Annotated in this window: 22 protein-coding genes; 10 read left to right on the top strand and 12 right to left on the bottom strand. The window is 67.4% G+C overall.

Annotation, left to right across the window (positions count from 1 at the left end; translation table 11 throughout):
* Positions 1 to 13: 13 nt before the first annotated feature.
* From CFB46_RS00750 to CFB46_RS00740, 3 genes are all read left to right on the top strand, one after another.
* Positions 14 to 538 carry an Mpo1 family 2-hydroxy fatty acid dioxygenase gene (locus tag CFB46_RS00750; RefSeq protein ID WP_089499107.1) on the top strand — a complete coding sequence of 175 codons (525 nt, stop codon included), beginning with the start codon at positions 14 to 16 and terminating at the stop codon, positions 536 to 538.
* The gene (locus CFB46_RS00745; protein WP_027785228.1) at positions 531 to 1,586 is read left to right on the top strand and encodes a 2-dehydropantoate 2-reductase; all 1,056 of its coding nucleotides are present in this window, start codon (positions 531 to 533) and stop codon (positions 1,584 to 1,586) included. The genes CFB46_RS00750 and CFB46_RS00745 overlap by 8 nt, the downstream gene beginning before the upstream one ends.
* A gap of 102 nt (positions 1,587 to 1,688) precedes the next feature.
* Positions 1,689 to 2,294 carry a class I SAM-dependent methyltransferase gene (locus CFB46_RS00740; protein WP_027785227.1) on the top strand — a complete coding sequence of 202 codons (606 nt, stop codon included), beginning with the start codon at positions 1,689 to 1,691 and terminating at the stop codon, positions 2,292 to 2,294.
* A 19-nt stretch (positions 2,295 to 2,313) separates the two neighbouring features.
* Here CFB46_RS00740 and CFB46_RS00735 read toward each other — a convergent pair whose 3' ends face one another.
* Both CFB46_RS00735 and mdtD read right to left on the bottom strand, forming a co-directional pair.
* Positions 2,314 to 3,588 (bottom strand): EAL domain-containing protein, encoded by a 1,275-nt coding sequence (locus CFB46_RS00735; RefSeq protein ID WP_027785226.1) that lies wholly within the window; start codon positions 3,586 to 3,588, stop codon positions 2,314 to 2,316.
* 168 nt (positions 3,589 to 3,756) lie between these two features.
* Entirely contained in the window at positions 3,757 to 5,193 is a 1,437-nt protein-coding gene (gene mdtD, locus CFB46_RS00730) for a multidrug transporter subunit MdtD (protein ID WP_011694373.1), read from the bottom strand.
* Between the two features lie 237 nt (positions 5,194 to 5,430).
* Between mdtD and CFB46_RS00720 the strand changes: the two genes are divergently transcribed.
* On the top strand, positions 5,431 to 5,754 hold the full coding sequence (locus tag CFB46_RS00720) for a DUF2917 domain-containing protein (RefSeq protein WP_027785225.1): 324 nt from the start codon (positions 5,431 to 5,433) through the stop codon (positions 5,752 to 5,754).
* Here the strand turns inward: CFB46_RS00720 and CFB46_RS00715 are convergent.
* Positions 5,727 to 6,959, bottom strand: coding sequence for a citrate/2-methylcitrate synthase (locus tag CFB46_RS00715; RefSeq protein ID WP_027785224.1), 1,233 nt, complete (start codon positions 6,957 to 6,959; stop codon positions 5,727 to 5,729). The two genes, CFB46_RS00720 and CFB46_RS00715, sit on opposite strands and share 28 nt — an antisense overlap.
* Positions 6,960 to 7,099: 140 nt before the next feature.
* Between CFB46_RS00715 and CFB46_RS00710 the strand changes: the two genes are divergently transcribed.
* Positions 7,100 to 8,491: a CoA transferase gene (locus tag CFB46_RS00710; RefSeq protein ID WP_027785223.1), complete on the top strand. Its 1,392-nt coding sequence runs from the start codon at positions 7,100 to 7,102 to the stop codon at positions 8,489 to 8,491.
* Positions 8,492 to 8,513: 22 nt separating this feature from the next.
* Here CFB46_RS00710 and CFB46_RS00705 read toward each other — a convergent pair whose 3' ends face one another.
* Entirely contained in the window at positions 8,514 to 9,260 is a 747-nt protein-coding gene (locus CFB46_RS00705; protein WP_006489667.1) for a GntR family transcriptional regulator, read from the bottom strand.
* 166 nt (positions 9,261 to 9,426) lie between these two features.
* On the opposite strand from CFB46_RS00705, the gene CFB46_RS00700 reads away from it, so the two are divergent.
* The gene (locus CFB46_RS00700) at positions 9,427 to 10,272 is read left to right on the top strand and encodes an aldo/keto reductase (RefSeq protein ID WP_027785222.1); all 846 of its coding nucleotides are present in this window, start codon (positions 9,427 to 9,429) and stop codon (positions 10,270 to 10,272) included.
* A 27-nt stretch (positions 10,273 to 10,299) separates the two neighbouring features.
* On the opposite strand, the gene CFB46_RS36920 is transcribed toward CFB46_RS00700, so the two are convergent.
* The 6 genes from CFB46_RS36920 to CFB46_RS00670 form a co-directional block, all read right to left on the bottom strand.
* Positions 10,300 to 12,060: a hypothetical protein gene (locus CFB46_RS36920; RefSeq protein WP_089499317.1), complete on the bottom strand. Its 1,761-nt coding sequence runs from the start codon at positions 12,058 to 12,060 to the stop codon at positions 10,300 to 10,302.
* Between the two features lie 292 nt (positions 12,061 to 12,352).
* Positions 12,353 to 13,363 carry a HoxN/HupN/NixA family nickel/cobalt transporter gene (locus CFB46_RS00690; RefSeq protein ID WP_027785221.1) on the bottom strand — a complete coding sequence of 337 codons (1,011 nt, stop codon included), beginning with the start codon at positions 13,361 to 13,363 and terminating at the stop codon, positions 12,353 to 12,355.
* A gap of 162 nt (positions 13,364 to 13,525) precedes the next feature.
* Positions 13,526 to 15,631 (bottom strand): elongation factor G, encoded by a 2,106-nt coding sequence (gene fusA, locus CFB46_RS00685; protein WP_027785220.1) that lies wholly within the window; start codon positions 15,629 to 15,631, stop codon positions 13,526 to 13,528.
* Between the two features lie 227 nt (positions 15,632 to 15,858).
* Complete coding sequence (locus tag CFB46_RS00680; protein ID WP_027785219.1) at positions 15,859 to 16,359, bottom strand: DUF192 domain-containing protein; 501 nt, start codon at positions 16,357 to 16,359, stop codon at positions 15,859 to 15,861.
* A gap of 160 nt (positions 16,360 to 16,519) precedes the next feature.
* Positions 16,520 to 16,735 carry a hypothetical protein gene (locus CFB46_RS00675; RefSeq protein WP_011352970.1) on the bottom strand — a complete coding sequence of 72 codons (216 nt, stop codon included), beginning with the start codon at positions 16,733 to 16,735 and terminating at the stop codon, positions 16,520 to 16,522.
* 283 nt (positions 16,736 to 17,018) lie between these two features.
* Positions 17,019 to 17,597: a pseudouridine synthase gene (locus CFB46_RS00670; RefSeq protein ID WP_027785218.1), complete on the bottom strand. Its 579-nt coding sequence runs from the start codon at positions 17,595 to 17,597 to the stop codon at positions 17,019 to 17,021.
* Positions 17,598 to 17,873: 276 nt separating this feature from the next.
* Between CFB46_RS00670 and icd the strand changes: the two genes are divergently transcribed.
* Both icd and CFB46_RS00655 read left to right on the top strand, forming a co-directional pair.
* On the top strand, positions 17,874 to 19,130 hold the full coding sequence (gene icd / locus CFB46_RS00660) for an NADP-dependent isocitrate dehydrogenase (protein WP_027785216.1): 1,257 nt from the start codon (positions 17,874 to 17,876) through the stop codon (positions 19,128 to 19,130).
* 282 nt (positions 19,131 to 19,412) lie between these two features.
* Positions 19,413 to 21,641 (top strand): NADP-dependent isocitrate dehydrogenase, encoded by a 2,229-nt coding sequence (locus tag CFB46_RS00655; RefSeq protein ID WP_027785215.1) that lies wholly within the window; start codon positions 19,413 to 19,415, stop codon positions 21,639 to 21,641.
* 123 nt (positions 21,642 to 21,764) lie between these two features.
* On the opposite strand, the gene CFB46_RS00650 is transcribed toward CFB46_RS00655, so the two are convergent.
* On the bottom strand, positions 21,765 to 21,989 hold the full coding sequence (locus CFB46_RS00650; RefSeq protein ID WP_027785214.1) for a hypothetical protein: 225 nt from the start codon (positions 21,987 to 21,989) through the stop codon (positions 21,765 to 21,767).
* Between the two features lie 588 nt (positions 21,990 to 22,577).
* Between CFB46_RS00650 and CFB46_RS00645 the strand changes: the two genes are divergently transcribed.
* The gene (locus tag CFB46_RS00645) at positions 22,578 to 24,185 is read left to right on the top strand and encodes a multicopper oxidase family protein (RefSeq protein WP_027785213.1); all 1,608 of its coding nucleotides are present in this window, start codon (positions 22,578 to 22,580) and stop codon (positions 24,183 to 24,185) included.
* 390 nt (positions 24,186 to 24,575) lie between these two features.
* Complete coding sequence (locus CFB46_RS00640) at positions 24,576 to 26,105, top strand: YadA family autotransporter adhesin (RefSeq protein WP_227789535.1); 1,530 nt, start codon at positions 24,576 to 24,578, stop codon at positions 26,103 to 26,105.
* 248 nt (positions 26,106 to 26,353) lie between these two features.
* Here CFB46_RS00640 and CFB46_RS00635 read toward each other — a convergent pair whose 3' ends face one another.
* Complete coding sequence (locus CFB46_RS00635; RefSeq protein ID WP_006478030.1) at positions 26,354 to 26,557, bottom strand: cold-shock protein; 204 nt, start codon at positions 26,555 to 26,557, stop codon at positions 26,354 to 26,356.
* Positions 26,558 to 26,890: the final 333 nt, after the last annotated feature.

Raw genomic sequence — 26,890 nt, 5'->3', positions numbered from 1 at the left:
ATCAGGAGACGCGATGAAGACCCTCGAAGACCATCTTTCCCAGTATGCGGCCTACCATCGCGACGCGCGCAACATCGCGACGCATCTGGTCGGCATCCCGATGATCGTGTTCGCGGTCGAGGTGTTGCTGTCGCGGCCGGCGATCGGGGCGCTGGCCGGCATCGCGTTGTCGCCGGCGCTGCTGCTCGTCGTCGTGTCCGCGGTGTTCTACCTGCGTCTCGACCTGCGGTTCGGGATCGTGATGGCCGTGCTGCTCGCGCTCGGCCTGTGGGCCGCGCAGTCGCTGGCGCGGCTGCCGACCGCGCAGTGGCTCGCGATCGGCGTCGGCGCGTTCGTCGTCGGCTGGATCGTGCAGTTCGTCGGGCACTGGTTCGAAGGCCGCAAGCCCGCGTTCGTCGACGATCTGGTCGGCCTGATCGTCGGGCCGCTGTTCGTCGTCGCCGAGGTCGCGTTCTTCGCGGGGCTGCGCAGCGACGTGCGCCGCGAAGTCGAGCGGCGCGCGGGCCCCGTGCATGGGGGCGCGCATTCGCATGTCTGACGGGCCGGCCGGGCCGGTCTGCGTGTTCGGCGCGGGGGCGCTCGGCTGCTATCTCGGCGGCCGCCTCGCGGCGGGCGGCGCGGATGTGACGCTCGTCGGCCGCGCGCGGATCGGCGACGCGATTCATCGGCACGGGCTCACGCTGACCGATCGGCGCGGCTATCGCGCGGCGCTCGCGCCGGCCGATGTCGGATTCGCGACCGATCCGGCCTCGGCGGCCGACGCACGGCTCGTGCTCGTCGCGGTGAAGTCGGGCGCCACGCGCGAGGCCGCCGCGCAGCTGGCCGGCGTGCTGCGGCCCGGCACCATCGTGATCAGCTTCCAGAACGGCCTGCACCATGCCGACACGCTGCGCGACGCGTTGCCGCAAGCAACCGTGCTGGCCGGCATGGTGCCGTTCAACGTGATCGAGCGCGGGCCCGGCGCGTTTCACCAGGGTTCGGCCGGCACGCTCGCGGCCGAGGCGGCGCCGGCGCTGCAGCCGTTCACCGGCATGTTCGCGCGCGCCGGATTGCCGCTCGTGCTGCATCGCGACATGCGCGCCGTACAGTGGGCGAAGCTGCTGCTCAACCTGAACAATCCGATCAATGCGCTCGCGAACCTGCCGCTGCGCGACGAACTCGCCCAACGCACGTACCGGCGCTGCGTCGCATTGGTCCAGCGCGAGGCGCTGCACTGGCTGGCGCGGGCCGCGCTCCGGCCCGCGCGGTTGACGCCGCTGCCGGCCGCGTGGATCCCGGCCGTGCTCGATCTGCCCGATGCGGCTTTTCGGGTGCTCGGCGGCCGGATGCTGGCGATCGATCCGTTGGCGAGATCGTCGATGTCCGACGATCTCGCGGCGGGCCGCGCGACCGAAGTCGACTGGATCAACGGTGAAATCGTGCGGCTGGCCGGGCGCTTCGGTGCGTCGGCGCCGGTCAATGCGCGACTCTGCGTGCTCGTCCACGACGCTGAAAGCGCGGCGGCGCGCCCGGCGTGGCGAGGCGATGCACTGTGGGCCGATCTGTCCGCGCAGGTGCCGCACGCGGGCCACGTGCCGGCCGGGTAGGCTGGGTAGGCCGGCGTCGCACCATCCGCCGTCGCCACGGGCCGTGCGCAACGGCTAAGATGCGGAGTGCGTCATACGACGCGCCTTTGCGGAGCAATCGCCATGGTGGATCGCCCAACTCTCGATGCCTACGATGCGCATGCGGCGCAATTCGCACAGGACTGGCTCGACCAGGCCGCACCCGACGACATGTACGCGCTGCTCGAACAGCATTTCTCGCCGGGGCTGACCGCCGACGTCGGTTGCGGCGCGGGGCGCGACACGGCCTGGCTCGCGTCGCGCGGCTTCGACGTGCGCGGCTACGACGCGAGCGCCGCGCTGCTCGACGAGGCGCGGCGGCGCCATCGGGGTCTGGTTTTCGAGCTGGCCGCGTTGCCGGCGCTGGCCGGCGTACCGTCCGGCGCGTTTCGCAACGTGCTGTGCGAAACGGTCGTCATGCATCTCGAACAGGCGGACGCAGCCGCGGCCGCCGCGCGGCTGGCCGATCTGCTGATGCCGGGCGGCACGTTGTACCTGAGCTGGCGGGTGGCCGGAAACGGCGTGTTGCGCGACGAGCGCGGCCGCCTCTATACGCCGCTCGACTCGGCGCGGATGCATGCGGCGCTGGGCGCCGGCGTGCACGTGATCGACGAACACGAAGTCGTCAGCGCGTCGTCCGGCAAGCGCGTGCACCGGCTGATCGTGCGCAAGGCGGGCGGCGACGCGTGAACGCGGCGCGCTATCGGGTTCAGTCGCGGTTGAGCGCCGCTTCCCAGTTGATGTCGACGCAGAGCACCTGCATGCCCGTCGCGGCAGGTGCGGCGATCGACGCGGTCACGCACAGGTGCGCCTCGTTGATCGACAGGTAGGGCGGCGTCAGATGCACGCCGCCCGGCGCGCGCATCGCGTCGATGAAATACGGGCGGCGTTCCCAGCTCGCGCCCTCGGAATGCAGCAGCGGCCGGAAGCGCTTCGCGCGTTGCGACACGCTGCCGCGCGCGAGCACGTTGTCGCCGATCTGGCGGCCCGACGCGTCGAGCAGGAAGCAGCGCGCGGTCTCGGGCAGCCCGAGCACGGCGGCGGCCGCATCGGTGAGCGATTCGCCCGCGCCGAGCTTGCGGCTCGCTTCCTCCAGCGCGGCGACGTACGGCGCGAGCCGTTCCGCCTGCGTGCGCTCGCGCTGCGCGACGCGCAGCCGCAGCGCGGCCGACAGCGTATCCATGCAGCCCGCGGCGGCCTGCGGCTGCACGGGATCGACGCTCGGCCCCGCAAAGTACTGGCCCTGCACGAAATCGACGTCGCATTCGAGCGCGATCAGTGCGTCGCGTTCGGTCGTGAGCCCGCCCATCAGCACGAGCTGCCCGGATTCGTGCAGCAGCGACACGAGCCCCGGCAGCACGCGTTCGAGATGCGAGTGCTCGCTCGCCTGCGCGAGGATGCCGCGGTCGAGCGTGACGATGTCGGGATGCAGATGCCATACGCGATCGACGTTCGAATGCTTCGCGCCGAACCCGACGAGCGCGATCAGGAAGCCGGCCTTGCGCAGGCCGTCGATGATCGCCGCATAGCGCGGCGTTTCGCCGCCGGCCTGCTCGGGCACCTCGAGCACCACGCGGTGCGGCGGCAGCCCGAGCGCCTTCAGGTTCGCGAGCAGCGCGTCGCCGTAGATTGTGTCCATCAGCGCGGCCGGATGCAGGCTCAGGAAGAGCCATTCGTCGTGGCTGTCGAACGCGTGGAAGTTACCGAGATGCAGCGATTCGGCGAGCCGGCCGAGCTCGAGCAGGTCGCCGCGCCGCGCCGCCTGCGTGAATACCTCGTGCGACGCCACCTGACGGCTTTCCTCGTCGTGCGCGCGCAGCGACGCGTGATAGCCGATCGCGCGCCGGTGCGACACCGAGAAAACGGGCTGGAACACGCTGAACACCGTGTAGCCGCCGTACAGCACGGTGCGCCGGTTCCCGTCGTCGCCGGCGACCGGGCGGGGCGGCTGAAAGCCGGGGGGATCGATTTCGATCATGCTCATGATGTCGGCCGAAGGAAGATTGCCAGTTTACCCACAGAATAGGCCAGCAAGAAGCATGCACGGCGGGGCGCCGCGCGCGGCCGCTCGTCGCGGCCGGCTCGCGCACGCGCGCCGCGCCGCGTTGCACCGCGATGGTGCGCGCGCGCCCGATTCGGCGCGCACCGCGCGTCACGCGCGCTCGGACGGGTCGGTCTTGCGCGCTGTGCTGCGGATCTCGGGCGCGAGCTGCGCGAAGATCCACGCGGACGCGGCCGTGATGATCCCGACGCAGATGAACGTCGCATGGAACGCCGGCAGCGTGTTGCTCGGCGTCACGGTGCGCAGCATGCCGGTGAACGTCGCGAGCAGCGCGCCGGCGACCGTGACGCCGAGGCTCATCGACAGCATCTGCACGAGCGAGAAGAGGCTGTTGCCGCTGCTCGCGCCGCCGGTGCCGAGATCCTTCAGCGTCAGCGTGTTCATCGCGGTGAACTGCATCGAGTTGAAGCCGCCGAACAGCGCGAGATGCACGACCTTCACCCACACCGGCACCGTGTCGCGCATCAGGGCGAAGCTCGCCATCATCACGCCGACCATGATCGTGTTCGCGAGCAGCACCTTGCGGTAGCCGTGCTGCGTGATCAGGCGCGTGATGATCCGCTTCGAGAACATGCCGGCCGCCGCGACCGGCAGCATCATCAGCCCGGCCTCGAACGCCGAATAGCCGAGGCTCACCTGCAGCAGCAGCGGAATCAGGTACGGCATCGCGCCGCTGCCGATCCGCGCGAACAGATTGCCGAGCAGCCCGACGCTGAACGTGTGGATCTTGAACAACTCCAGCGAGAAGATCGGCTGCGGTGCGCGCACCGCGTACAGCCCGTACGCGACGAAGCACGCGAGGCTCAGGATCAGCAGCACCAGCACGGCCGCGTGCTGCATGCCGAGATCGGCGAGCCCGTCGAGCGACAGCGAGATCGCGACCATCCCGATCGTCAGCAGCAGATAGCCCTTCAGGTCGAAGCGGCCGGCGGCCGGGTTGCGCGAATCGGGCATCGAATAGAAGGTCGCGATGCAGCCCGCGACGCCGACCGGCACGTTGATCAGGAAGATCCAGTGCCACGACGCGATCTTCACGAGCCAGCCGCCGAGCGTCGGCCCGATCAGCGGGCCGATCAGGCCCGGAATCGCGACGAACGACAGCGCGGGCAGGTAGCGCTCGGCCGGGAACGTGCGCAGCACCGCGAGCCGTCCGACCGGCAGCAGCATCGCGCCGCCGACGCCCTGCACGACGCGGAACGCGACGAGCTGCGTCAGCGTATGGGCGTTCGCGCACAGCAGCGAGCCGAGCGAGAACACCAGGATCGCGCTGAAGAACACGCGCCGCGTACCGAACGTATCGGCGAGCCAGCCCGACACGGGGATCATCACCGCCATCGTCAGCGAGTACGCGATCACGACCGATTGCATCCGCAGCGGCGATTCGCCGAGGCTCGCGGCCATCGACGGCAGCGCCGTGTTGACGATCGTCGCGTCGAGCGTCTGCATGAAGAAGCCCGTCGCAACGAGCCAGAGCATCACGGTGAGGTTCTTTTCGCCGGGAGCGGCGGCGGGGGGGCGTTGGAACATGACGGCAGGGGCGGTGGCGCGGGACAGCCGACATTGTAGGGAAAGCCGCCGCGCCGTGCAGTTTGGGGCCGGGATGTCATGCGGCCGCGACCTGCCGTTCCGGCCCGACCGCCGGAAGCCTGTCTCCGTCGGGCGGCCGGTACAGTTCAGCCAAAAGTGTCTGCGGCCGTATCTGTCCGTGTGCGGCAGCTATCCGAAATACTGGTGCCATTGAACCCGTGCGACCAGGAGGCCGTCATGCGCGAACTGCGACTTTACGTGATGGACGGCGACGAGCCGGCGGGACGGTGGCGGATCGTCGATCGCACGCTGCTCGAGGTGGCCGAAGGCGACGTGTGGGTGACCGTCGAGGGTCGGCCCGACGATCACTGGCTGGGCGCGGGCGCCTCGCTGACGTTGCTGCCCGGCACGCGCGCGTGGGTCAGCGCCGGGCCGGGCGGCGCGACGTTCGCGTTCGGCCCGCTCGCGGCGCCAGCCGAGCGCTGCACGTCCGCATGGTGGCGCCCGTTCGCCGCGTGGCGCGGCGGCCGGCGTCACGCGGGTGCGTCGCTGCCGACGTAGCGCGCCCGGGGCCGGATCAGCTTGCCGTCCGCATATTGTTCGAGCGCGTGGGCGATCCAGCCGGCCGTGCGGCCGGCCGCGAACAGGGTGAACGCCGCGCCGTCGGGCAGCGCGAGCGTGCGCTCCAGCACCGCGAGCGCGAAATCGATCGTCGGCCGCAGGCCCGTCGCCGCTTCGACGTGTGCGGCGAGCGCGCGCGCCATGTGCAGCGCTGGGCGGTCGGGTACCGCCGCATGCAGCGCATCGAGCAGCGCCCGCGCGCGCGGGTCGCCGTCGGGATACAGCGGGTGCGCGAAGCCGGACAGGGCCGTGCGGGCGCCGTCCGCGCGTTCGTCGTGCGCCAGCCGCAGCGCCAGGTAGCGATCGAGATCGGCGGCGCGGGCCGCTTCGTCGAGCAGCGTGCCGGCGCGGAACGTCTCGCCGCCGTGGCGCGGTCCCGACAGCGCCGCGAGCCCACCCGAGATCGCGCCGAACAGATGGGTGCCGGTCGACGCGATGCAGCGCACCGCGAAGGTCGACGGATTCAGTTCGTGATCGGCGCACAGCACGAGCGCACGCCGCAGCAGGTCGGCTTCGTCGCGCCGCCGCACGCGCCACGCTGCCGCGAGCTGGCGGTGCACGGGCGCGTCGCCCGGCGCGATGCCGGCGAGCGCGGCCGTCGCGATACGCAGCAGCAGCGCCGCGGCATCGAGCTGGGCGTCGCGCCCCTGCGCCCACCGGCGCGGCAGCGACGCGGCCGCGGCCGGCAGCAGCACCAGTGTCCGTTCGAGCGGCGCGAGATGCGCCCAGCGACGCGCCCAGTCGTCCCACTGCGCCGCGTCGAAACCGGTCGATGCGAGCGACGTGGCGGCCAGCCGCGCGGGCGGACAGTCCCATAGCCGCGCGGCCGTTTCCTCGAGTGTCGCGGCGTCGGCCAGCGCGATCGCATCGGCGCCGCGGTAGCGCAGGCGGCCGTCGGCGATCTGCGTGATCCGCGATTCCAGGACCGGCACGCCCCAGTCGAGCGAGCGTTCGGCGACACCGCCCGCGCGTTTCGCGTCGGCGCGGCGGCGCGCGAGCAGGCGCACCTCGTTCGCGTCGTAGCGGCGGCGCTTGGTGGCGCCATCGGGCAGCGAGCGCAGCAGGCCGCGGCTCACGTACGCGTAGAGGGTGCTCACGCTGACGCCGAGCATGCCGGCGGCTTCCTGCGCACTGACGGATGTCATGCCGGTTGCTCCTGTCGCCGCGCATGAAGCGCGGGCCCGCTACAACTATTCGTTATGTATTGATTCGCGCAATCAAGATTGATCGTGCCTGTCGCGAATTCTAGACTCGATTCCGTCTCCTCAACGGCGTCTCCTTCACCATGACACCCGAATTCGCATTGGCGCATCTTTGGCAACTCGCAGACGGCGAGCGCGACGCGCTGGCCCGCACGACCGTGACCGGGCAGGACCCGACGTTGCCGTCGACGTTTCATGTCGGCACGCTTGCCGCCGCGACGATCGCCGCAGCCGGGCTCGCGGCAGCCGAATGCCATCGGCTGCGAACGGGCGTCGCGCAATCGATCGACGTGTCGGTGCGCGACGCGCTCGTGGCGTTCCGCAGCGAACGCTACCTGCGCGTGGACGACGGGCCGCCGCCGGAATTGCGCCATCCGGTGACCGGCTTCTTCGAGACGGGCGAGGGACGCTGGATTCAGTTGCATGCGAATTTCCCGCATCACCTGCGCGGCATTCTCGGCGTGCTCGGCTGCGGCTCGCAGCCCGCCGACGTGGCCGCGGCGATCCGCACGTGGGACGGCGCGGCACTCGATACCGCGCTGGCCGATGCCGGCCTGTGCGCGGCATTGATCAGAACCCCTGACGAATGGGCGGCTCACGAGCAGGCGCGCGCGATCGCGTCGCTGCCGCTGTTCGAGATCGAGCGGATCGGCGACGCGCCGGCCGAGCCGATCGGCCGCGGCGAAGCCGGCCAGCCGCTGGCCGGCGTGCGCGTGCTCGATCTCACGCGCATCATCGCGGGGCCGGTCGCGGGCCGCACGCTGGCGTCGCACGGCGCGCAGACGCTGCTCGTTAATGGTCCACACCTGCCGAACATCGCGCCGCTCGTGATCGACAACGGGCGCGGCAAGCGCTCGACGTGGATCGATCTGCGCGACGCGGCAGGCGTCGATACGCTGCACGCGCTGGTGCGCGACGCGGACGTGTTTCTGCAGTCGTACCGGCCCGGCGCGCTCTCGGCGCGCGGCTTCTCGCCGCAGGCCCTGGCGGCGCGGCGGCCCGGCGTCGTCTACGTGTCGGTGTCGGCGTACGGGCATGCAGGATCGTGGGCGAAGCGGCGCGGTTTCGACAGCCTCGTGCAGTCGGCGAGCGGAATCGCATGGCAGGAGCAGCAGGCCGCGCGGGCGAGCGGGCCGCGCCATCTGCCGTGCCAGGCGCTCGACCATGCGACGGGGTATCTCGCCGCGTTCGGCGCGATGATCGCGCTCGCACGGCGCGCACGCGAAGGGGGAAGCTGGCACGTGCGGATGTCGCTCGCGCAGACGGGGCGCTGGCTGCAGTCGTTCGGCGCCGTGCCGGACGGGCTGCAGGCGCCCGATCTCGCGCTTGCCGACGTGCGGGACAGGATCGACCGCATCGCGTCGCCGTTCGGCGTGCTCGACACCGTGCGGCCGGCCGAACGGTTGTCGGCGACGCCGCCGTCGTTCGCGCGTCCGCCCGTGCCGCTCGGCACCGACGACGCGCGCTGGCTATGAGGGCCGGCGACGCTCGCTCGCGTTACTTGCGCAGTTCGACGACGAAATCGTAGTAGTCGTTGCGGCAGTAGGTATCGGTCAGTTCGATCGCGCGCTGGTCGGACGTATAGCCGATCCGCGTGATCAGCAGGAGTGCGTCGTGCGGGGCGATACCCATCTGCTCGGCGATCTCGTCGGTCGCGTTGACCGCGCGGAAATGCTGCAGCGCGCGCACGATCGGCGTGCCGCGCGCTTCGAGATAGCTGTACAGCGAGCCGACGATCGCCTGGGGATCGGGAATCAGCGTTGCGGGGAACGTCGAATTCTCGACGGCCATCACGATGCCATCGGCGAGCCGCAGACGTTTCAGGCGTGTAACCGATGCGGCCGGCGACAGTCCGAGCTGGATCACTTCATCGCGGTTCGCCGGCTGAATTTCGCGCGCGAGCCACTGCGAGCTCGGTTTGAAGCCGCGGCGCTCGAGCATTTCGCTGAAGCTCGACAGTCGCGACAGCGGATCCTCGTAGCGTGGCTGGATGAAGTTGCCCGCGCCCTGGGTGCGGCGGATCAAGCCTTGCTCGACGAGCAGCGCGATCGCCTTGCGCGCGGTGATGCGCGACACGCCGAGCGCTTCGGACAACACACGCTCGGAAGGCAGCGCTTCGCCGGCCGTCCAGCGGTTGTCGTGGATCGCATCGCCGAGCTTGCGGGCGAGCTGCAGGTAGAGCGGCGTATCGTTGTCGGGGTCGGGGCGCAGGTCCTGCCAGCGGTCGTCCGTGGGTGCCTTCATACAATGGGTATCGATCAGGTTGCGGCCATTCTAAGTCATCATGCCGCGCCGTTATAGCCGGTTTTTGCCGTGCAATAGGCCGGGGGCGCACCGATTGACTACACTGATGCGTCGTATCCGATGCTTCGGCCGCGGTGTGCGGCCACGAATCCGCAACGAGGAACGCATGACAGACACGATCGCCACGGTCGTTTTGCCGAACGGCGAGACGATTCCGAAGCTGGGCTTGGGCACCTGGGAAATGGGCGAGCGGCCGGCGCGGCGCGCGGACGAGATCGCCGCGCTGCGCGAGGGCGTCGAACTCGGGATGACGCTGGTCGATACGGCCGAGATGTATGGCGACGGCGCGACCGAGGAACTGGTCGGCGACGCGCTCGCGGGCCTGCGCGACGACGTGTTTCTCGTCAGCAAGGTCTATCCGCACCATGCGAGCCGGCGCGGCGTCGTCGCCGCGTGCGACGCGAGCTTGAAGCGCCTGCGTACCGATCGCCTCGACCTGTACCTGCTGCACTGGCGCGGATCGGTGCCGCTCGAGGAAACCGTCGAGGGCTTCGACGCGTTGCAACGTGCGGGCAAGATCCGCCACTGGGGCGTGAGCAACTTCGATACGGCCGACATGGCCGAACTCGTCGACGAGGCGGGCGGCGATGCGTGCGCGACCAACCAGATTCTCTACAACATCGCGCGACGCGGTCCGGAATTCGACCTGCTGCCGTGGCTGGCCGAGCACCGGATTCCGGCGATGGCGTACAGCCCGGTCGATCACGGGCGTCTGCCGAAACACTCGCCGCTCGACGAGATCGCGAGGCTGCGCGGCGTGTCGGTGACGCGCGTCGCACTGGCATGGGTGCTCGCGCAGCCGGGTGTATTCGCGATTCCGAAGGCGTCGCGGATCGAACACGTGCGCGACAACCGCGCCGCGCTCGATTTCGTGTTGAGCGATGACGAGCGCGCGCAGCTTGACGCATATTTCCGTCCGCCGCGCAGCAAGCGCGCGCTCGAGATGCTCTGACCGTATTCGGCCGGGCAACGCTTCGGGTCAGTGGTTGCCGCCGGACGATCCGCCGTTGCCGTGACCGCCGCCATTGCCGTTGCCGGCGCCACGGCCGTTGCCGACGCCATTGGCCCCGCCGTTGCCGGCGCCGCCACTGCCATTGCCGTTGCCGTTGCCACCGCCATTGCCGTGGCCGCCGGTGCCATGAGCGCCGCCGCTGCCGCTGCCGCTGCTTCCGCCGCTCCCGCCGCTCCCGCCGCCGTTGCCCGAGCCACCACTGGCGTTGCCGTGGCCTCCACCGCCGGCACCGCCAGCGCCACCGTTGCCGTTGCCACGACCGTTGGCGCCGCCATTGCCGGCTCCGCCACTGCCGTTGCCATTGCCGTTGCCGCCACCATTCCCGTGACCGCCGGTGCCGTGACCGCCGCCGCCGTCGCCGTGACCGCCGGTGCCGCCGTCGCCATGGCCGCTGCCATTGCCGTGACCACCATCGCCGTCGCCATGACCGCCGCTGCCACCGTCGCCATGGCCGCCGCCATTGCCGTGGCCACCACCGCCGTCGCCATGACCGCCGCTGCCACCGTCGCCATGGCCGCCGCCATTGCCGTGGCCACCACCGCCGTCGCCGTGACCGCCGCCGTCACCGCCGCCATGGCCGTGACCACCATCGCCGTCGCCATGACCACCGCCAGGGCCGTGACCACCGCCATTACCATCGCCGTCGCCGTGACCGCCACCATGGCCGTGACCACCGCCGTCACCATCGCCGTCGCCGTGACCGCCGCCGTGGCCGTGACCGCCGCCATTACCATCGCCGTCGCCGTGACCGCCACCATGGCCGTGGCCACCGCCGTCACCATCGCCGTGGCCGTGACCGCCGCCGTGGCCGTGACCACCGCCATCACCATCACCGTCGCCATGACCGCCGCCATGGCCGTGACCGCCGCCATCACCATCGCCGTCGCCATGGCCGCCACCATGACCGTGACCGCCGCCGTCACCATCGCCACCACCACCGTGGCCACCGCCACCCGAAGTGCCGCCACCTGAGGTACCACCACCTGAGGTACCGCCACCTGAGGTACCGCCACCCGAGGTACCGCCACCCGAGGTACCGCCACCCGAGGTACCGCCACCCGAGGTACCGCCACCCGAGGTACCGCCACCCGAGGTACCGCCACCCGAAGTGCTGCCACCCGAGGTACCGCCACCCGAAGTGCCGCCACCCGAGGTACCGCCACCCGAAGTGCCGCCACCCGAGGTACCGCCGCCCGAAGTGCCACCACCCGAAGTGCCACCACCCGAAGTGCCGCCACCCGAAGTGCCGCCACCCGAAGTGCCGCCACCTGACCCACCGTTGCCGGACGCATTGCCTCCGCGGCCCGTGCCGCTCGTACTGCCTGACGTTCCACCTGTCGTTCCACCGACACCGGCAGGTCCGACGGCGCCGTTTCCGTTGTTGCCGCCGCTACCGCTGCCATTCCCGTTGCCACTACCCGTGCCACCGCCGTTCCCATTGCCGCTACCGGTACCGCTACCGCTACCGCTCGCACCGGCACCGCCATTCCCGACGCCGCGGCCGGCAAAAACGTGCACCGCGCACGCAGCCGGATTGGCGGCGCACGGCGATGCGTTCTCGACCAGCGTCATGATGGTGTCCGCGCTGGCATTCGCGTCGGACGCGGCGTCGGGCTTCGTGTTCTGTGCGACGGCATACGAGCAGCAGCACGCAAACGCGGCCGCGGCCAGCAAGGTTGCACGAGGGCGCCGTCCCGCCGCGCGGAACGGTTGTTTCGTCTTATGCATCATGGCCTCCCCATGCGCGCGATGCCTCGTTGTCGCGCGACGATCTACGTGTGGTGCAGGGGGGCGTAAAAGATTCGTTGTCCTATCGTCGGCCGATAGCCTCCGGGCCGGCGCTTGACGCCAGCCGCGGATGCGGATCGGCACGCGGGCCCGCCGTGCGAATCCCTATCAGCGAGATTCGTGCCATCGGCCGCTCGGGCCCGTGGCGAAAGGCGGGGGCCGTCGCGTGATCACGCGTGCAACGTCGTTGGGGAGCGTTTTGTTTCCGGAATGAAACGTAGAGGTGTGTCGTTCAGCGTGCCGGCGCGCCGGCCGCGCGTTGCCAGCGGTGGAACAGGATCGACGCGATCCAGCAGACGAGGAACAGCGCGACGATGCCGTAGCCGATCGACCCGAAGCGTTCGCCGAGCGCATCGAGCGTGTCGCGCACGGGGCCCGTCAGCGACAGCTTGTCGGCCAGCAGGCCGGCCGCCTCGATCCCGCCGATCGCCAGCGCGACGGCCGCCGACACGAACGTGATGCTCGCGTTGTAGAGCAGCTTGCGCCGCGGATCGTCCATCGCCCAGCCGTATGCGTGAATCATCAGGACGTTGTCGGTCGAGTCGATCAGCGTCATGCCGGCGGTGAAAAGCGCGGGGAACAGCATGATCGTATAGACCGGCAGCCCCTGGCTCGCCTGCGCGGCGGCGATCGCGAGCAGGCCGATTTCGGTTGCAGTATCGAAACCGAGCCCGAACAGCACGCCGACCGGATACATGTGCCAGCTCTTCGACACGAACCGGAACAGCGGGCGCAGCAACCGCGATACGAGTCCGGTAGGACGATGATCATGTGCGCCGTCGTGCGTGTGCCCGGATGCACCGCGATAGCGTCGCCACACGTCGCGCAGGATCATCAGGTTCACGCATGCGAGCGCAAGCAGGAACGTGGCCGATACCGCCGTGCCGATCGTGCCGCCGATCTCGCGGAACGCATCGAACCGGTCGCGCAGCGCGAACGCGGTCAGCGCGATGCCGAGCGTCGCGGCGATCACGATCGTCGAATGGCCGAGCGAGAAGAACAGGCCGACGCTCACCGGACGCTGGCCGTCCTGCATCAGCTTGCGCGTCGCGACGTCGATCGCGGCGATGTGATCCGCGTCGACCGCATGCCGCAGCCCGAGCCCGTACGCGATCGCCGCGGTGCCGAGCAGCAGCGGATGGTCGCGCAGCACCGCGAGCGCCCACAGCCAGACGGCGACGTTCGCGGCGATCAGGCCGGCATAGAGAGTCAGCAGGCGGCGCAGGGCAGGGGTGGGAGGCATCGGGCGGTTCCATCTGACGAATCGCCGTCCATTGTGGCACGCGAAAAAAAGCTCGGTGCGCCGACCAACAAGCCGCGAACGCGATGCGCGCCGGATGAAAAAAAGCCCGTCCGGAACCGGACGGGCTTCGCGTGCATGCGCCAGGAAGGGCGCGCGCGGCGCTTACTTCGTCTTCGCGTTGATCACGGCTTCCGACACGTTCGTCGGCGTTTCCGCGTAATGCTTGAACTCCATCGTATACGTCGCACGACCTTGCGTCGCCGAGCGCAGCGACGTCGAATAGCCGAACATCTCCGCGAGCGGCACCTCGGCACGCACCAGCTTGCCGCCGCCGCCCGCGATGTCCTCCATCCCCTGCACGATGCCGCGCCGGCTCGACAGGTCGCCCATCACGTTACCCATGAAGTCCTCGGGCGTCTCGACCTCGACGGCCATCATCGGCTCGAGCAGCACGGGCTTTGCCTTGCGCATCGCTTCCTTGAACGCCATCGAGCCGGCCATGCGGAAGGCGTTTTCGTTCGAGTCGACGTCGTGGTACGAGCCGAACGTCAGCGTGACCTTCACGTCGACAACCGGGTAGCCGGCCAGCACGCCGCTCTTCAGCGTTTCCTGGATCCCCTTGTCGACCGACGGAATGTATTCGCGCGGAATCACGCCGCCCTTGATCGCGTCGACGAACTCGTAGCCCTTGCCGGGGTTCGGCTCGAGCGTGATCACCGCGTGCCCGTACTGGCCGCGGCCGCCCGACTGCTTGACGAACTTGCCCTCGACGTCCTTCGCCGGCGTGCGCACCGTCTCGCGATACGCGACCTGCGGCTTGCCCACCGTCGCTTCCACGCCGAATTCACGCTTCATCCGGTCGACCAGGATTTCGAGGTGGAGCTCGCCCATCCCCGAAATGATCGTCTGCCCCGATTCCTCGTCGGTCTGCACGCGGAACGACGGGTCTTCCTGAGCCAGACGGTTGAGCGCCAGGCCCATCTTTTCCTGGTCGGCCTTCGTCTTCGGCTCGACGGCCTGCGAAATCACCGGCTCCGGGAAAATCATGCGTTCGAGCACGATCGGGTGAGCCGGATCGCACAGCGTGTCGCCCGTGGTCGCTTCCTTCAGGCCGACCGCGGCAGCGATGTCGCCCGCGCGCACTTCCTTGATTTCCTTGCGCTCGTTCGCGTGCATCTGCAGGATCCGGCCGAGCCGCTCCTTCTTGTCCTTCGTCGCGTTGAGCACCGTGTCGCCGGATTCGACCACGCCCGAATACACGCGGAAGAAGATCAACTGGCCGACGAACGGGTCGGTCATGATCTTGAACGCGAGCGCGGAGAACGGGTCTTCGTCATTCGGATGACGTTCCGCCTCCTTGTCGTGCAGGTCGTGGCCGAGGATCGCGGGCACGTCGACCGGCGACGGCAGGTAGTCGATCACCGCGTCGAGCATCGCCTGCACGCCCTTGTTCTTGAACGCGCTGCCGCACAGCATCGGCACGATCTCGTTCGCGATCGTGCGCTTGCGCAGCGCGGCCTTGATTTCGTCCTCGGTCAGCGATTCATGGTCGTGCAGATACTTCTCGAGCAGTTCCTCGCTCGCTTCGGCCGCGGCCTCAACCATCTTCTCGCGCCATTCGTGCGCGAGCTCGACCAGGTTCGCGGGGATGTCCTCGTACGTGAACTTCACGCCCTGGCTTTCGTCGTCCCACACGATCGCCTTCATCTTCACGAGATCGACGACGCCCTGGAAATGATCTTCCGCGCCGATCGGAATCTGGATCGGCACGGCGACGCCTTTCAGGCGCTCGCCGATCTGCTTCTGCACGCGGAAGAAGTCGGCGCCGATCCGGTCCATCTTGTTGACGAACGCGATGCGCGGCACCTTGTACTTGTTCGCCTGGCGCCACACGGTTTCCGATTGCGGCTGCACGCCGCCGACCGAGTCGTAGACCATGCACGCGCCGTCGAGCACGCGCATCGAGCGCTCGACCTCGATCGTGAAGTCGACGTGCCCGGGCGTATCGATGATGTTGATCCGGTGTTCCGGATAGTTGCCGGCCATGCCCTTCCAGAAGGCCGTGGTAGCAGCCGACGTGATCGTGATGCCGCGTTCCTGCTCCTGCTCCATCCAGTCCATCGTGGCCGCGCCGTCGTGCACTTCACCGATCTTGTGGCTCACGCCGGTGTAAAACAGGATGCGCTCGGTCGTCGTGGTCTTGCCGGCATCGATGTGAGCGCTGATCCCGATATTTCGATAGCGCTCGATGGGGGTTTTGCGGGGCACGTGAACCTCCTGGTGGTTCGGATCGTAAGCGGGCCGGCTGGGGCCGACCCGGGCTGAAACAAGCGAGACTTCAAGCATAGCGCTTGCGCGTGGCTTTTGCAGATGCGGCCGGCGCCGGCGGAATCAAGGCGTGCATCGCCGCCGGCGGGCGAAAAAAAGCCGGCGCGCAACGGGCGGCCGGCTTTCGGTCGGTGCGCGGCGCGATGCCGCCGCGCGGGCCGTTGCCGTTATTGGGCCCGCGGCAGGCCGTCGAGCTTCATGCCGGGCTTGATGCCCTTCGCGGCGAACCAGCCCTTGCTCATTTCGAGCGCATAGACGCCGTTGTTGCGCGGACAGTGGTTGTCGGTGGTTTCCGCGCGCATCTCGTCGATGTCGGTGATCGTGCCGTCCGCGCGGATGAACGCGATCGACAGCGGAATCAGCGTGTTCTTCATCCAGAAGCAGTGCACGGCGTTCTCGTTGAAGACGAACAGCATGCCTTCGTTCGGCGCGAGCTGCGAACGGTACATCAGCCCCTGTTCGCGATCGGCGTCGTTGGCGGCGACGGCCGCGTCGATCACATACATGCCGGCGCGCAGCTTCACGCGCGGGAACTCGCTCGGCTGCTTGGCGCCGGGCGGCACTTGCGCGCCGGCGGCCTGCATGCCGAGCGCGAGGACGGCGAGGGCGGCGGGAAACACGGCGGCGCGCGCAAGGCGGCCGAGCGACGAGCGCAGGGAGAATGACACAGCATGGCTCCTGTCTGGAAAACGAGACCCGCATGGTACGCGATGCGCGCCGGCGGGCACAAAAAAGAAAAAGGCAGATCGCCTTGCGGTGATCTGCCTTTCAACGCCGTAAGAACGGCAGAACTGCGTGTTCTTGACTGCGTTATTACAGCTTGCTTACTTAGTTCGAAGCAGCTGCCGGTGCTGCTGCGTCGCTTGCTGCAGCCTTCTTCGATGCCTTGTGGTGCTTCTTGGCAGCGTGGTGCTTCTTGGCAGCGTGCTTGGCCGGTGCCGAAGCAGCTTCTGCTGCTGCCGGAGCAGCTTCCGGAGCCGAAGCTTGTGCGAAAGCAGCCGTTGCGAAGAGGCCAGCGACCAGAGCGGCGATCAGTTTGTTCATGTTGTGTTCCTCAGCTTTAGTTAATTAACCAAATGACCCGGCAATAGGAGTCATGTCGTCTAACGGTGCCATCCACCTTTCGGTTGACAGACGCTTCGAGAAATTTCTCTTTGCGCTGCGGGCGCCGAATCGTATTCGAATAAAACGTCGCTTTCGTGACGCAAACACGGGGTTCGGCTGCCAATGCCGGATAGCTAAGGTTGGCATCTGCGTGGTTTAACGCGCGATCTCGGGGGGCGGTTGACGAAAAAGATGACGAAAAATTCGTGCATTCCCGGATTCGTCATCCGGCGGATGCGAAACCGTCCCACGGCGCGCGCGGCGGCAGGGCGATCGTTTCGCCCGGTGCAATGCCGAGCGCGAATATATCGAGCGCGCCGATGCCGACGCGCACCAGACGCAACGTCGGGAAGCCGACGGCCGCCGTCATCCGGCGCACCTGCCGGTTCTTGCCCTCGGTGATCGCCAGCTCGATCCACGTGGTCGGGATCGCGGCGCGGTAGCGGATCGGCGGATTGCGCGGCCACAGCGTGTCGGGCGGCTCGATGAATTCGGCGCGGCACGGGCGCGTCACGTAGTCGCCGAGGTCGACGCCGCGTGCGAGCGCCTTCAGGTCGGCGGGCCCCGGCGCGCCGTCGACCTGCGCCCAGTAGCGCTTCACCAGCTTGTGGCGCGGCTCCGCGATGCGGGCCTGCAGCGCGCCGTCGTCGGTGAGCAGCAGCAGCCCCTCGCTGTCCGCGTCGAGCCGGCCGGCCGCGTACACGCCGGGCGTTTTTACCCAGTCGCCGAGCGACGGCCGCGTCTCGTGCGCGGAAAACTGGCAAATCGTGCCGAACGGCTTGTTGAGGGCGATCAGGTTCATGGCGGGGCGCCCACCGGCGCCCCGCGGAGAGCGGGGGCGGGCGGTCTATGGCAAATGGCGGAATCTTAATGCATAATACGGAACGGCAAGTCCTCTGTCTTATATAAGACATAAGTGAGGTCTTGATACGCAGTGCCGCGGTTCGCGCCGAAGTGCCCGGTTGGGGCGCTAGAATAGCGGCTCGCTGTTGCCGTCACGGGGTGGCCATGCCGCGCCCCCGCCGCGCGCGCAGCTTCGACCAGCATCACCTGCTCAGCCACGTCACTGGAGTCGATCATGCCGTATCAGCACATCAAGGTTCCGGAGGGCGGTGACAAGATCACCGTCAACAAGGACTTCTCGCTCAACGTTTCCGATCAGCCGATCATTCCCTATATCGAAGGCGACGGTACGGGCTTCGATATCACCCCGGTCATGATCAAGGTCGTCGACGCGGCGGTCGCGCATGCGTACAAGGGCAAGCGCAAGATCCACTGGATGGAGATTTTCGCGGGCGAGAAGGCGACCAAGGTGTACGGTCCGGACGTGTGGCTCCCGGACGAAACGCTGCAGGTGCTGAAGGAATACGTGGTGTCGATCAAGGGGCCGCTCACGACCCCGGTCGGCGGCGGCATCCGTTCGCTGAACGTCGCGCTGCGCCAGGAGCTCGACCTGTACGTGTGCCTGCGCCCGATCCAGTACTTCAAGGGCGTGCCGTCGCCGGTGCGCGAGCCGCAGAAGATCGACATGGTGATCTTCCGCGAGAACTCGGAAGACATCTACGCGGGCATCGAATGGGCCGCGGGCTCCGAGCAGGCGAAGAAGGTGATCAAGTTCCTGCAGGACGAGATGGGCGTGAAGAAGATCCGCTTCCCGGAAACCTCCGGGATCGGCGTCAAGCCCGTGTCGACCGAAGGCACCGAGCGCCTCGTGCGCAAGGCGATCCAGTACGCGATCGACAACGATCGCAAGTCGGTCACGCTGGTGCACAAGGGCAACATCATGAAGTTCACGGAAGGCCTGTTCCGTGACGCCGGCTACGCGCTCGCGCAAAAGGAATTCGGCGGCGAGCTGATCGACGGCGGCCCGTGGATGCGCGTGAAGAACCCGAAGACGGGCAACGAGATCACGATCAAGGATTCGATCGCCGACGCATTCCTGCAGCAGATCCTGCTGCGCCCGGCCGAATACGACGTGATCGCGACGCTGAACCTGAACGGCGACTACGTCTCCGACGCGCTGGCCGCGCAGGTCGGCGGCATCGGGATCGCGCCGGGCGCGAACCTGTCGGATTCGGTCGCGATGTTCGAAGCGACGCACGGCACGGCGCCGAAGTACGCAGGCAAGGATTACGTGAACCCGGGTTCCGAGATCCTGTCGGCGGAAATGATGCTGCGCCACCTCGGCTGGACGGAAGCAGCCGACACGATCATCGCCGCAATGGAAAAGTCGATCCTGCAGAAGCGCGTCACGTACGACTTCGCGCGCCTGATGGAAGGCGCGACGCAGGTGTCGTGCTCCGGCTTCGGCGAAGTGCTGATCGAGAACATGTAAGACCCCTTCCGGGGTGGGCCGGCACGTTGCCGGCCGCTCCGGCGCTGACTGCCGGCGCCGGAGCGTTTCGTGGATGGCAGGTTTGTTGGCAGGGCGGCCCGGCATGCGGGCCGCGGCGCCGCGATGCGGCCCGCGAGCCCTGCAAGGTAAAACATGACGGCCCTCGCAACACCACCGCCCGGCTGAACCGGCGCGCCCCTTTCGCGATCGACCCGGTCGCTCCCCGCCGGTTACCGCCGGCGCTCTTCAGTTCCACCATCACGTAGCAATGCTTTGACCACCATGTCCACTTCGCCCAAGATCATCTACACCCTCACCGACGAAGCGCCGGCGCTCGCGACCTATTCGCTGCTGCCGATCGTCAAGGCCTTCACGCGTTCGTCCGGCGTCGCCGTCGAAACGCGCGACATCTCGCTCGCCGGCCGCATCATCGCGGCATTCGCAGACGTCCTGCCGTCGGAGCAGAAGGGTTCCGACGATCTGGGCGAGCTGGGACAGCTCACGCTGAAGCCGGAAGCGAACATCATCAAGTTGCCGAACATCAGCGCATCGGTGCCGCAGCTGAAGGCCGCGATCGCCGAATTGCAGGCGCAGGGCTACGCACTGCCGGCCTATCCGGAAGATCCGTCGACGGACGAAGAGAAGGCCGTCAAGGCCCGCTACGACAAGATCAAGGGCAGCGCGGTGAACCCGGTGCTGCGCGAAGGCAACTCCGACCGCCGCGCGCCGCTGTCGGTCAAGAACTACGCACGCAAGCATCCGCACAAGATGGGCGCGTGGAAGTCCACGTCGAAGTCCCACGTCGCGCACATGACCGAAGGCGACTTCTACGGCAGCGAGAAATCGGCGCTGATCGCCGATGCCGGCAGCGTGAAGATCGAACTCACGACGACCGACGGCGTGAAGAAGGTGCTGAAGGAAAAGACGGCCGTGAAGGCCGGTGAAGTGATCGACGCATCGGTGATGAGCCGCCACGCGCTGCGCAGCTTCATCGAAGCGCAGATCGCCGACGCGAAGGCGCAGGACGTGCTGTTCTCGGTGCACCTGAAGGCGACCATGATGAAGGTCTCGGACCCGATCCTGTTCGGTCACTTCGTGTCGGTGTTCTACGGCGACGTGCTCGCGAAGCACGCGGACGTGCTGGCGAAGGTCGGCTTCAACCCGAACAACGGGATCGGCGATCTGTACGCGCGCCTGAAGGATCTGCCGGCCGACACGCGCGAAGCGATCGAAGCCGACGTCAAGGCCGAATACGCGGTGCGCCCGCGCCTCGCGATGGTCAACTCGGACAAGGGCATCACGAACCTGCATGTGCCGAGCGACGTGATCGTCGACGCATCGATGCCGGCGATGATCCGCGATTCGGGCGGCATGTGGGGCCCGGACGGTCAACTGTACGACGCGAAGGCCGTGATTCCGGACCGCTGCTACGCGGGCGTCTACCAGGCCGTGATCGAGGACTGCAAGCAGCACGGCGCGTTCGATCCGGTCACGATGGGCAGCGTGCCGAACGTCGGCCTGATGGCGCAGGCAGCCGAAGAATACGGTTCGCACGACAAGACGTTCCAGATCCCGGCGGACGGCGTCGTGCGCGTCGTCGACGAAGCCGGCAACGTGCTGCTGGAGCACGCGGTCGAGTCGGGCGACATCTGGCGCATGTGCCAGACGAAGGACGCACCGGTGCAGGACTGGGTCAAGCTCGCGGTGAACCGCGCCCGCGCCACCGGCGCCCCGGCGGTGTTCTGGCTCGACCCGGCGCGTGCGCACGATGCGCAGATCATCGCGAAGGTCGAACGCTACCTGAAGGATCACGACACGAACGGCCTCGACATCCGCATCATGACGCCGGTCGACGCCACGCGTTTCTCGCTCGAGCGCATCCGCGCGGGCAAGGACACGATTTCGGTCACCGGCAACGTGCTGCGCGATTACCTGACCGACCTGTTCCCGATCATGGAACTCGGCACCAGCGCGAAGATGCTGTCGATCGTGCCGCTGATGGCCGGCGGCGGGATGTTCGAAACGGGGGCGGGCGGCTCCGCGCCGAAGCACGTTCAGCAGTTCGTCGAGGAAGGCTTCTTGCGCTGGGATTCGCTCGGCGAATTCCTCGCGCTGGCCGCGTCGCTCGAACATCTCGGCAACGCTTACCAGAACCCGAAGGCGCTCGTCCTCGCGAAGACGCTCGACCAGGCGACCGGCAAGTTCCTCGACGAGAACAAGTCGCCGGCGCGCAAGGTCGGCGGCCTCGACAACCGCGGCAGCCATTTCTACCTGTGCCTGTACTGGGCGCAGGCGCTGGCCGAGCAGACCGAGGACGCCGCGCTGAAGGCGCAGTTCGAAGGCGTGGCGAAGGCGCTGTCCGACAGCGAAGCGCGCATCCTGGAAGAACTGGCGGCCGCGCAAGGCAAGCCGCAGGCGATCGGCGGCTACTACCGTCCGAACGTCGAGCTGACGAGCCAGGCAATGCGCCCGAGCGCGACGCTGAACGGCATCGTCGACGCGGTTGCCTGACACCGGCCGCGCAATCGCGCGAGCCGATGCAAGTGCCGGCGCGGCGGGTTGAACCTTTCGCCGCCCGGCACTCAAGAAAAACGCCCCGGTCGCCCGGGGCGTTTGTCGTTGCAGGCTTGCCATTCAGACGTGAACGATTTCCCATTCCGTGATTTCGTCCGGCACTTCGAGTGTGGCCGTGTCGAGTTCGGACGGCTGCTCGCAGTCGCCGCGGGAGATGCGGTCGGCAGCCACTTCCGGACACGAGAATGCGCCGAGCAGGGCGTTGCCGAACGTCGCTTCCCAGCCGCCGTTTGCCGGCAGGATGTAGAACGACCCGAGCGCTGAACCAAAGCGAAATCCCTTCATTTCCGTTCTCCCATTCTGATTACGAGCGATTCTGTTGTGCCGCCTGCCGGCTCGGCCGGCTGTGGCCCGACTGGCTGCTTGCGCCGGTGTCCGTATCGAACGGGGTGGCGAAGCGTCAGTGCATGGAACAAAGTCTACGTCCGCGACCTGCTCGGATGGTGCATGTAGAACGGCTTCTCGAAACAAAAATTCTCTTTTAAAAACAATTAATTACTCACGTCGTTTTGTATTGCGGAACGTTTTTCGGCATCGCGAAACGGGAAATTTGTGCCCTGCACCACGAATTTTTATAACGCAGTGACTTATTCCGCATCGTGAAAAAACGGCGGATTGACGGATCGTCGATGCAGCGGGTGCGAACGTGAGGGGCGAGCGGAAGGCGCGAACGGGCGATCGGTGACCGGCAGCGGTTGCCGAAGCGGCGATCGGCGATGTCGGTCGTGGCGCCGTATCCGGCGCGGTAGCGCGGCTTGCTGCGGCGTATCGCCGCCCGACAGGCGGCGGCGTTTTTCGATCGGGCCCTGCGGTTATGATGACGCGACCGCCGCGGCTGTCGCGTGGCGCCGCATGAATAACGAGGATTGATTGATGAGACGGAGAACCTTCCTGTCGCGCGCCATCGGTGTCGCGGCCGCGTCGCTGTTCGCGCGCACTGCATGGGCGCAGCATGCCGGTCATGCTGGCATGGCCGGCATGGATTCGATGGACGACATGCCCGGCATGTCGGGCATGTCAGGGATGCCGGGTCACGCGCAGCACGGCACGCCCGCGCCGGTCGCGCTCGCGCCCGCCGACGCACTGCCGGCCGGCGCGCCGCTCGGGACGTTGCGTACGCTGCCCAACGAAAGTCGTGAGCCCGGCACGTTCCGGGCCACGCTCGTCGCTCAACCGGTGGCGCGACCGCTGCTGCGCGGCGCGCGGCCGACGACGTTCTGGCAGTTCGGCGCGGGCACGCAAGGCCCGGTCGTCGGCCCGCTGATCGACGTGCGCGAGGGCGATACGGTCGAGATCCGGTTCGTGAACAAGCTGCCGCAGCCGTCGACGATCCACTGGCACGGCCTGCCCGTGCCGCCCGATCAGGACGGCAACCCGTCCGATCCCGTCGCGCCCGGAGCGTCGCGCGTGTATCGCTTCACGTTGCCGAAGGGCAGCGCCGGTACCTACTGGTACCACCCGCATCCGCACATGATGACCGCCGAGCAGGTGTTCCGCGGGCTGGCCGGCCCGTTCGTCGTGCGTGCCGCAGACGATCCGCTTGCCGGCTGGCCCGAGCGCCACCTGTTCGTGTCGGATCTGAAGCTTGCACGCGACGGCACGATTGCGCCGAACGACATGATGGACTGGATGAACGGCCGTGAAGGTCAATTCGTGCTGGTCAACGGCGCGCGCCGGCCGCGCATCGACGTCGCGGGCGACGAACGCTGGCGTGTCTGGAACGCGTGCAGCGCACGCTACCTGCGCATCGCATTCGACGACGGCCGCGTGTTCGAGCACGCGGGCACCGACGGCGGATTGTTCGATGCGCCGCGGCGCGTGACGTCGCTGCTGATCGCGCCGGGCGAGCGCGCGGAGGTGCTGGTGCACGCCGGCGACCGCGCGTCGCGCGCGGTGCTGCAGGCGGCCGAGTACGACCGCCGCAAGATGGCGATGTCGCACGACGACGGCCACGGCAGCCTGCCGCCCGATCCGGCGCTCGCGCTGGCCGATGTCGCGTTCGTACCCGCCGAGGCCCGTGCGCTGCCTGCCACGCTGCGCGCGGTGCGGCCGCTGGGCGAACCGGTGGCGCACAAGACGGTCGCGTTCGGCGAGGAAATGGACATGGACGCGATGATGAAGGGCGCGGCGCACGGCCGGCCGGCGGGCATGCGCTTCACGATCAACGGCGACACCTACGCGCCGCACCGCGCGACGCTGACGAGCCGTCGCGGCGACGTCGAGCGCTGGGAGATCCGCAATACGACCGACATGGACCATCCGTTCCATCTGCACGGCACGCAGTTCCAGGTGATCGAGCGGGCGTCGGCCGGTTCGCGCACGAGCGAACCGTTCCGCGCATGGCGCGATACCGTGAACGTGCGCAGCGGTGAAACCGTGTCGATTCTCGTCACGCAAGACATGCCCGGAGAGCGTATGTTTCACTGCCACATTCTCGAACACGAGGATCTCGGGATGATGGGGACGCTGAGGGTCGTCTGAACCGTGGGCGGCGCACGATATGTCATGTGTCGCCGACGGTCGAAATCGAATGCTGCAGACAAGCCGCGCATCGTATTCGGTGCGCGGCTTTTTTCGTATCCCCGCTTGAACGCGCGTTTTATGTCGGCCGCGCATACGACCGGCACGTGGTTTAAAGGGACTCTTAGTCGCCGGAACGCAAAATAGAACTTGTCCTATTTTCCGGGGCGTCTGTGCTTCCTATACTGGTCCGCGATCACCTTGGAAGGTGACACGCTCGGATTGCCAGGCGCGGCGGAAGGGCGACATTTCGGGAATACCGGATGCATGGTCAACCCCCGATGTTTCGGCAAAACGCGGAAGTGCGGCGCTAACAATATTGAGATTTGCTGGGTGGAGTCTCACGCCGGAATGTTTGATGTGGATTTGGTTAGGAATATCATGAAAATAATTAGTAATCCGAATGGAATGCGGGAAATGAAAGGCGGGCGCTCTGTTTCGGATGCCGCACGTGTGCTCGCCATGCGTGCGATCGCGTCCGGTGTGGCTGGCATGCTCGGATTGATGCTCGTGGACGCGAACGCTCAAACGATTAGCGAACGGGTGGACTCGCTGGAAAACAGTGTGTCGACGATCAACGGTAGGCTGTCGGGCCTGCAGAGCGATGTCTCCAACCTGAAGAATCGCCTCGAAGGTTCGCTGCCGTCTCCCGGCACTGGCAAGGACAGTGTCGCGGTTGGCAAGAATTCGAATGCATCCGGGGCGGGGAGTACGGCAGCGGGTGTGAACGCCTCGGCGACGGGCGACTCGAGCACGGCAAACGGGGCGCGGTCGAAGGCGACCGGCCAATCGAGCGTGGCCGCCGGTGCCGATTCGGAGGCGTCTGGTACGGACAGCACGGCCAATGGTGCGCGGTCGAAGGCAAACGGCGAATCGAGCACGGCCGCCGGTGCTGATTCGGAGGCGTCCGGTACGGACAGCACGGCAAACGGCGCCCGCTCGAAGGCAAACGGCGAATCGAGCACGGCCGCCGGTGCCGATTCGGAGGCGTCTGGTACGGACAGCACGGCCAATGGTGCCCGCTCGAAGGCAACCGGCCAATCGAGCGTGGCCGTCGGTGCCGATTCGGAGGCGTCTGGTACGGACAGCACGGCAAACGGTGCGCGGTCGAAGGCAAACGGCGAATCGAGCACGGCCGCCGGTGCCGATTCGGAGGCGTCCGGTACGGACAGCACGGCAAACGGTGCGCGGTCGAAGGCGACCGGCGAATCGAGCACGACGACGGGCGTCAATTCGGAGGCGTCCGGTATGAACAGCACGGCAAACGGTGCGCGATCGAAGGCGACCGGTGAATCAAGCACAGCCGCCGGTGCCGATTCGGAGGCGTCGGGCACGAACAGCACGGCGAACGGTGCACGCGCGAGGGCGACCGGCCGCGACTCGACGGCAATGGGCGTGAGCGCAGAGGCGCTCGGCGACGGCAGTTCGAGCTTCGGTGTCGGCGCGTCGTCATCAGGCACGAATAGCACGGCGCTCGGCACGGACGCGGTCGCGGCCGGCCGGAATTCGGTTGCGCTCGGGCACGGCTCGATTGCCGATCGTGACGACACCGTGTCGATCGGGGCGCCGGGCCAGGAGCGCAAGCTCGCGAACGTCGCCGACGCGGTTCTGCCTCACGATGCGGTCAACCTGAAACAGTTGAACGCAGTAGCCCGGCGGGCGTACAGCGGTGTGGCCGCGGCGACCGCATTGTCGATGATTCCGGATGTCGATCTGGGCAAGACGATCGCAGTGGGCGTCGGCATGGGCAGCTATCTCGGCTACCAGGCCGTCGCGCTGGGTGCGTCGGTGCGGCTCGGCGAAAACCTGAAGGTGCGCGCCGGAGCCGGCATGAGTTCGGCTTCGACGACGTGGGGTGCGGGCGCGTCGTACAGCTGGTAAGCCACGCGGGGCAGGCGCAGGCTTTGACTGCTGCGGCAAGCCCGTTAGGTCGCCGCACGGCAGTCCTCCGTGCGGTGACAACTGACGATCTGTATGCCTGACCCGACAATCGCACTTCTTTCGCTGAAATTGTGCGAATCCGGCAGCTAATCGAAAAAGAAAGTGCCGATTGCAATAACAAAAATCCAATAGACAAAAAAGAAACCCGGCGCGGTGCGCCGGGTTTCTTCGTCCGATATCCGATGCCTTTATGCGGCCTGGATGTTCGACGCTTGCTTGCCCTTCGGTCCTTGAACGACGTCAAAGCTCACCTTCTGGCCTTCCTTCAGCGTCTTGAAGCCATTCATGGTGATAGCCGAGAAGTGCGCAAACAGATCCTCACCGCCCTCGTCGGGAGTGATGAAACCGAAGCCCTTCGCGTCGTTGAACCACTTAACGATACCAGTTGCCATTTTCCTACTTCCCCTGTCACACAGTCGCTGCTACTTACCACGAGCACGCTCGAAAAGCTAAACGACTGAAAATACAGTCGTTCCCCCCTCACAAGCTCACCTCGGCCTCTTTCGTTTCGCCAATCGGCGAATTGAAAAAAGTGCCAGCTTGATTGTTGGCGCTCTTTATTGGAGTGTCAAGTGGAATTTTTAGACGTTTAGAGGGTCGTTGTAAAGAACCCATTTTCAGGGTTTTTCCGGCTTTGCTTTGCAGCATGCGGCCAAGCGCGGGGGCTTGAAAAGCCGCATAATCGGCTCATATACCAGGCTCGAGTGACACGCGTTCGAGTCGTC

Origin of the sequence: Burkholderia sp. HI2761 (assembly GCF_002223355.1) — a bacterium.
Classification (GTDB): Bacteria; Pseudomonadota; Gammaproteobacteria; order Burkholderiales; family Burkholderiaceae; genus Burkholderia.
Note: the sequence above shows the minus strand (reverse complement) of the source record. Positions and strands in the feature narration are given on the sequence as shown.

Bases quoted from the DNA above. Each gene is read 5' to 3' on its own strand.
- CFB46_RS00750 (WP_089499107.1), top strand. From the start codon at position 14: ATGAAGACCCTCGAAGACCATCTTTCCCAGTATGCGGCCTACCATCGC.
- CFB46_RS00745 (WP_027785228.1), top strand. From the start codon at position 531: ATGTCTGACGGGCCGGCCGGGCCGGTCTGCGTGTTCGGCGCGGGGGCG.
- CFB46_RS00740 (WP_027785227.1), top strand. From the start codon at position 1,689: ATGGTGGATCGCCCAACTCTCGATGCCTACGATGCGCATGCGGCGCAA.
- CFB46_RS00735 (WP_027785226.1), bottom strand. From the start codon at position 3,588: ATGAGCATGATCGAAATCGATCCCCCCGGCTTTCAGCCGCCCCGCCCG.
- mdtD (WP_011694373.1), bottom strand. From the start codon at position 5,193: ATGTTCCAACGCCCCCCCGCCGCCGCTCCCGGCGAAAAGAACCTCACC.
- CFB46_RS00720 (WP_027785225.1), top strand. From the start codon at position 5,431: ATGCGCGAACTGCGACTTTACGTGATGGACGGCGACGAGCCGGCGGGA.
- CFB46_RS00715 (WP_027785224.1), bottom strand. From the start codon at position 6,959: ATGACATCCGTCAGTGCGCAGGAAGCCGCCGGCATGCTCGGCGTCAGC.
- CFB46_RS00710 (WP_027785223.1), top strand. From the start codon at position 7,100: ATGACACCCGAATTCGCATTGGCGCATCTTTGGCAACTCGCAGACGGC.
- CFB46_RS00705 (WP_006489667.1), bottom strand. From the start codon at position 9,260: ATGAAGGCACCCACGGACGACCGCTGGCAGGACCTGCGCCCCGACCCC.
- CFB46_RS00700 (WP_027785222.1), top strand. From the start codon at position 9,427: ATGACAGACACGATCGCCACGGTCGTTTTGCCGAACGGCGAGACGATT.
- CFB46_RS36920 (WP_089499317.1), bottom strand. From the start codon at position 12,060: ATGCATAAGACGAAACAACCGTTCCGCGCGGCGGGACGGCGCCCTCGT.
- CFB46_RS00690 (WP_027785221.1), bottom strand. From the start codon at position 13,363: ATGCCTCCCACCCCTGCCCTGCGCCGCCTGCTGACTCTCTATGCCGGC.
- CFB46_RS00675 (WP_011352970.1), bottom strand. From the start codon at position 16,735: ATGAACAAACTGATCGCCGCTCTGGTCGCTGGCCTCTTCGCAACGGCT.
- CFB46_RS00670 (WP_027785218.1), bottom strand. From the start codon at position 17,597: ATGAACCTGATCGCCCTCAACAAGCCGTTCGGCACGATTTGCCAGTTT.
- icd (WP_027785216.1), top strand. From the start codon at position 17,874: ATGCCGTATCAGCACATCAAGGTTCCGGAGGGCGGTGACAAGATCACC.
- CFB46_RS00655 (WP_027785215.1), top strand. From the start codon at position 19,413: ATGTCCACTTCGCCCAAGATCATCTACACCCTCACCGACGAAGCGCCG.
- CFB46_RS00650 (WP_027785214.1), bottom strand. From the start codon at position 21,989: ATGAAGGGATTTCGCTTTGGTTCAGCGCTCGGGTCGTTCTACATCCTG.
- CFB46_RS00645 (WP_027785213.1), top strand. From the start codon at position 22,578: ATGAGACGGAGAACCTTCCTGTCGCGCGCCATCGGTGTCGCGGCCGCG.
- CFB46_RS00640 (WP_227789535.1), top strand. From the start codon at position 24,576: ATGTTTGATGTGGATTTGGTTAGGAATATCATGAAAATAATTAGTAAT.
- CFB46_RS00635 (WP_006478030.1), bottom strand. From the start codon at position 26,557: ATGGCAACTGGTATCGTTAAGTGGTTCAACGACGCGAAGGGCTTCGGT.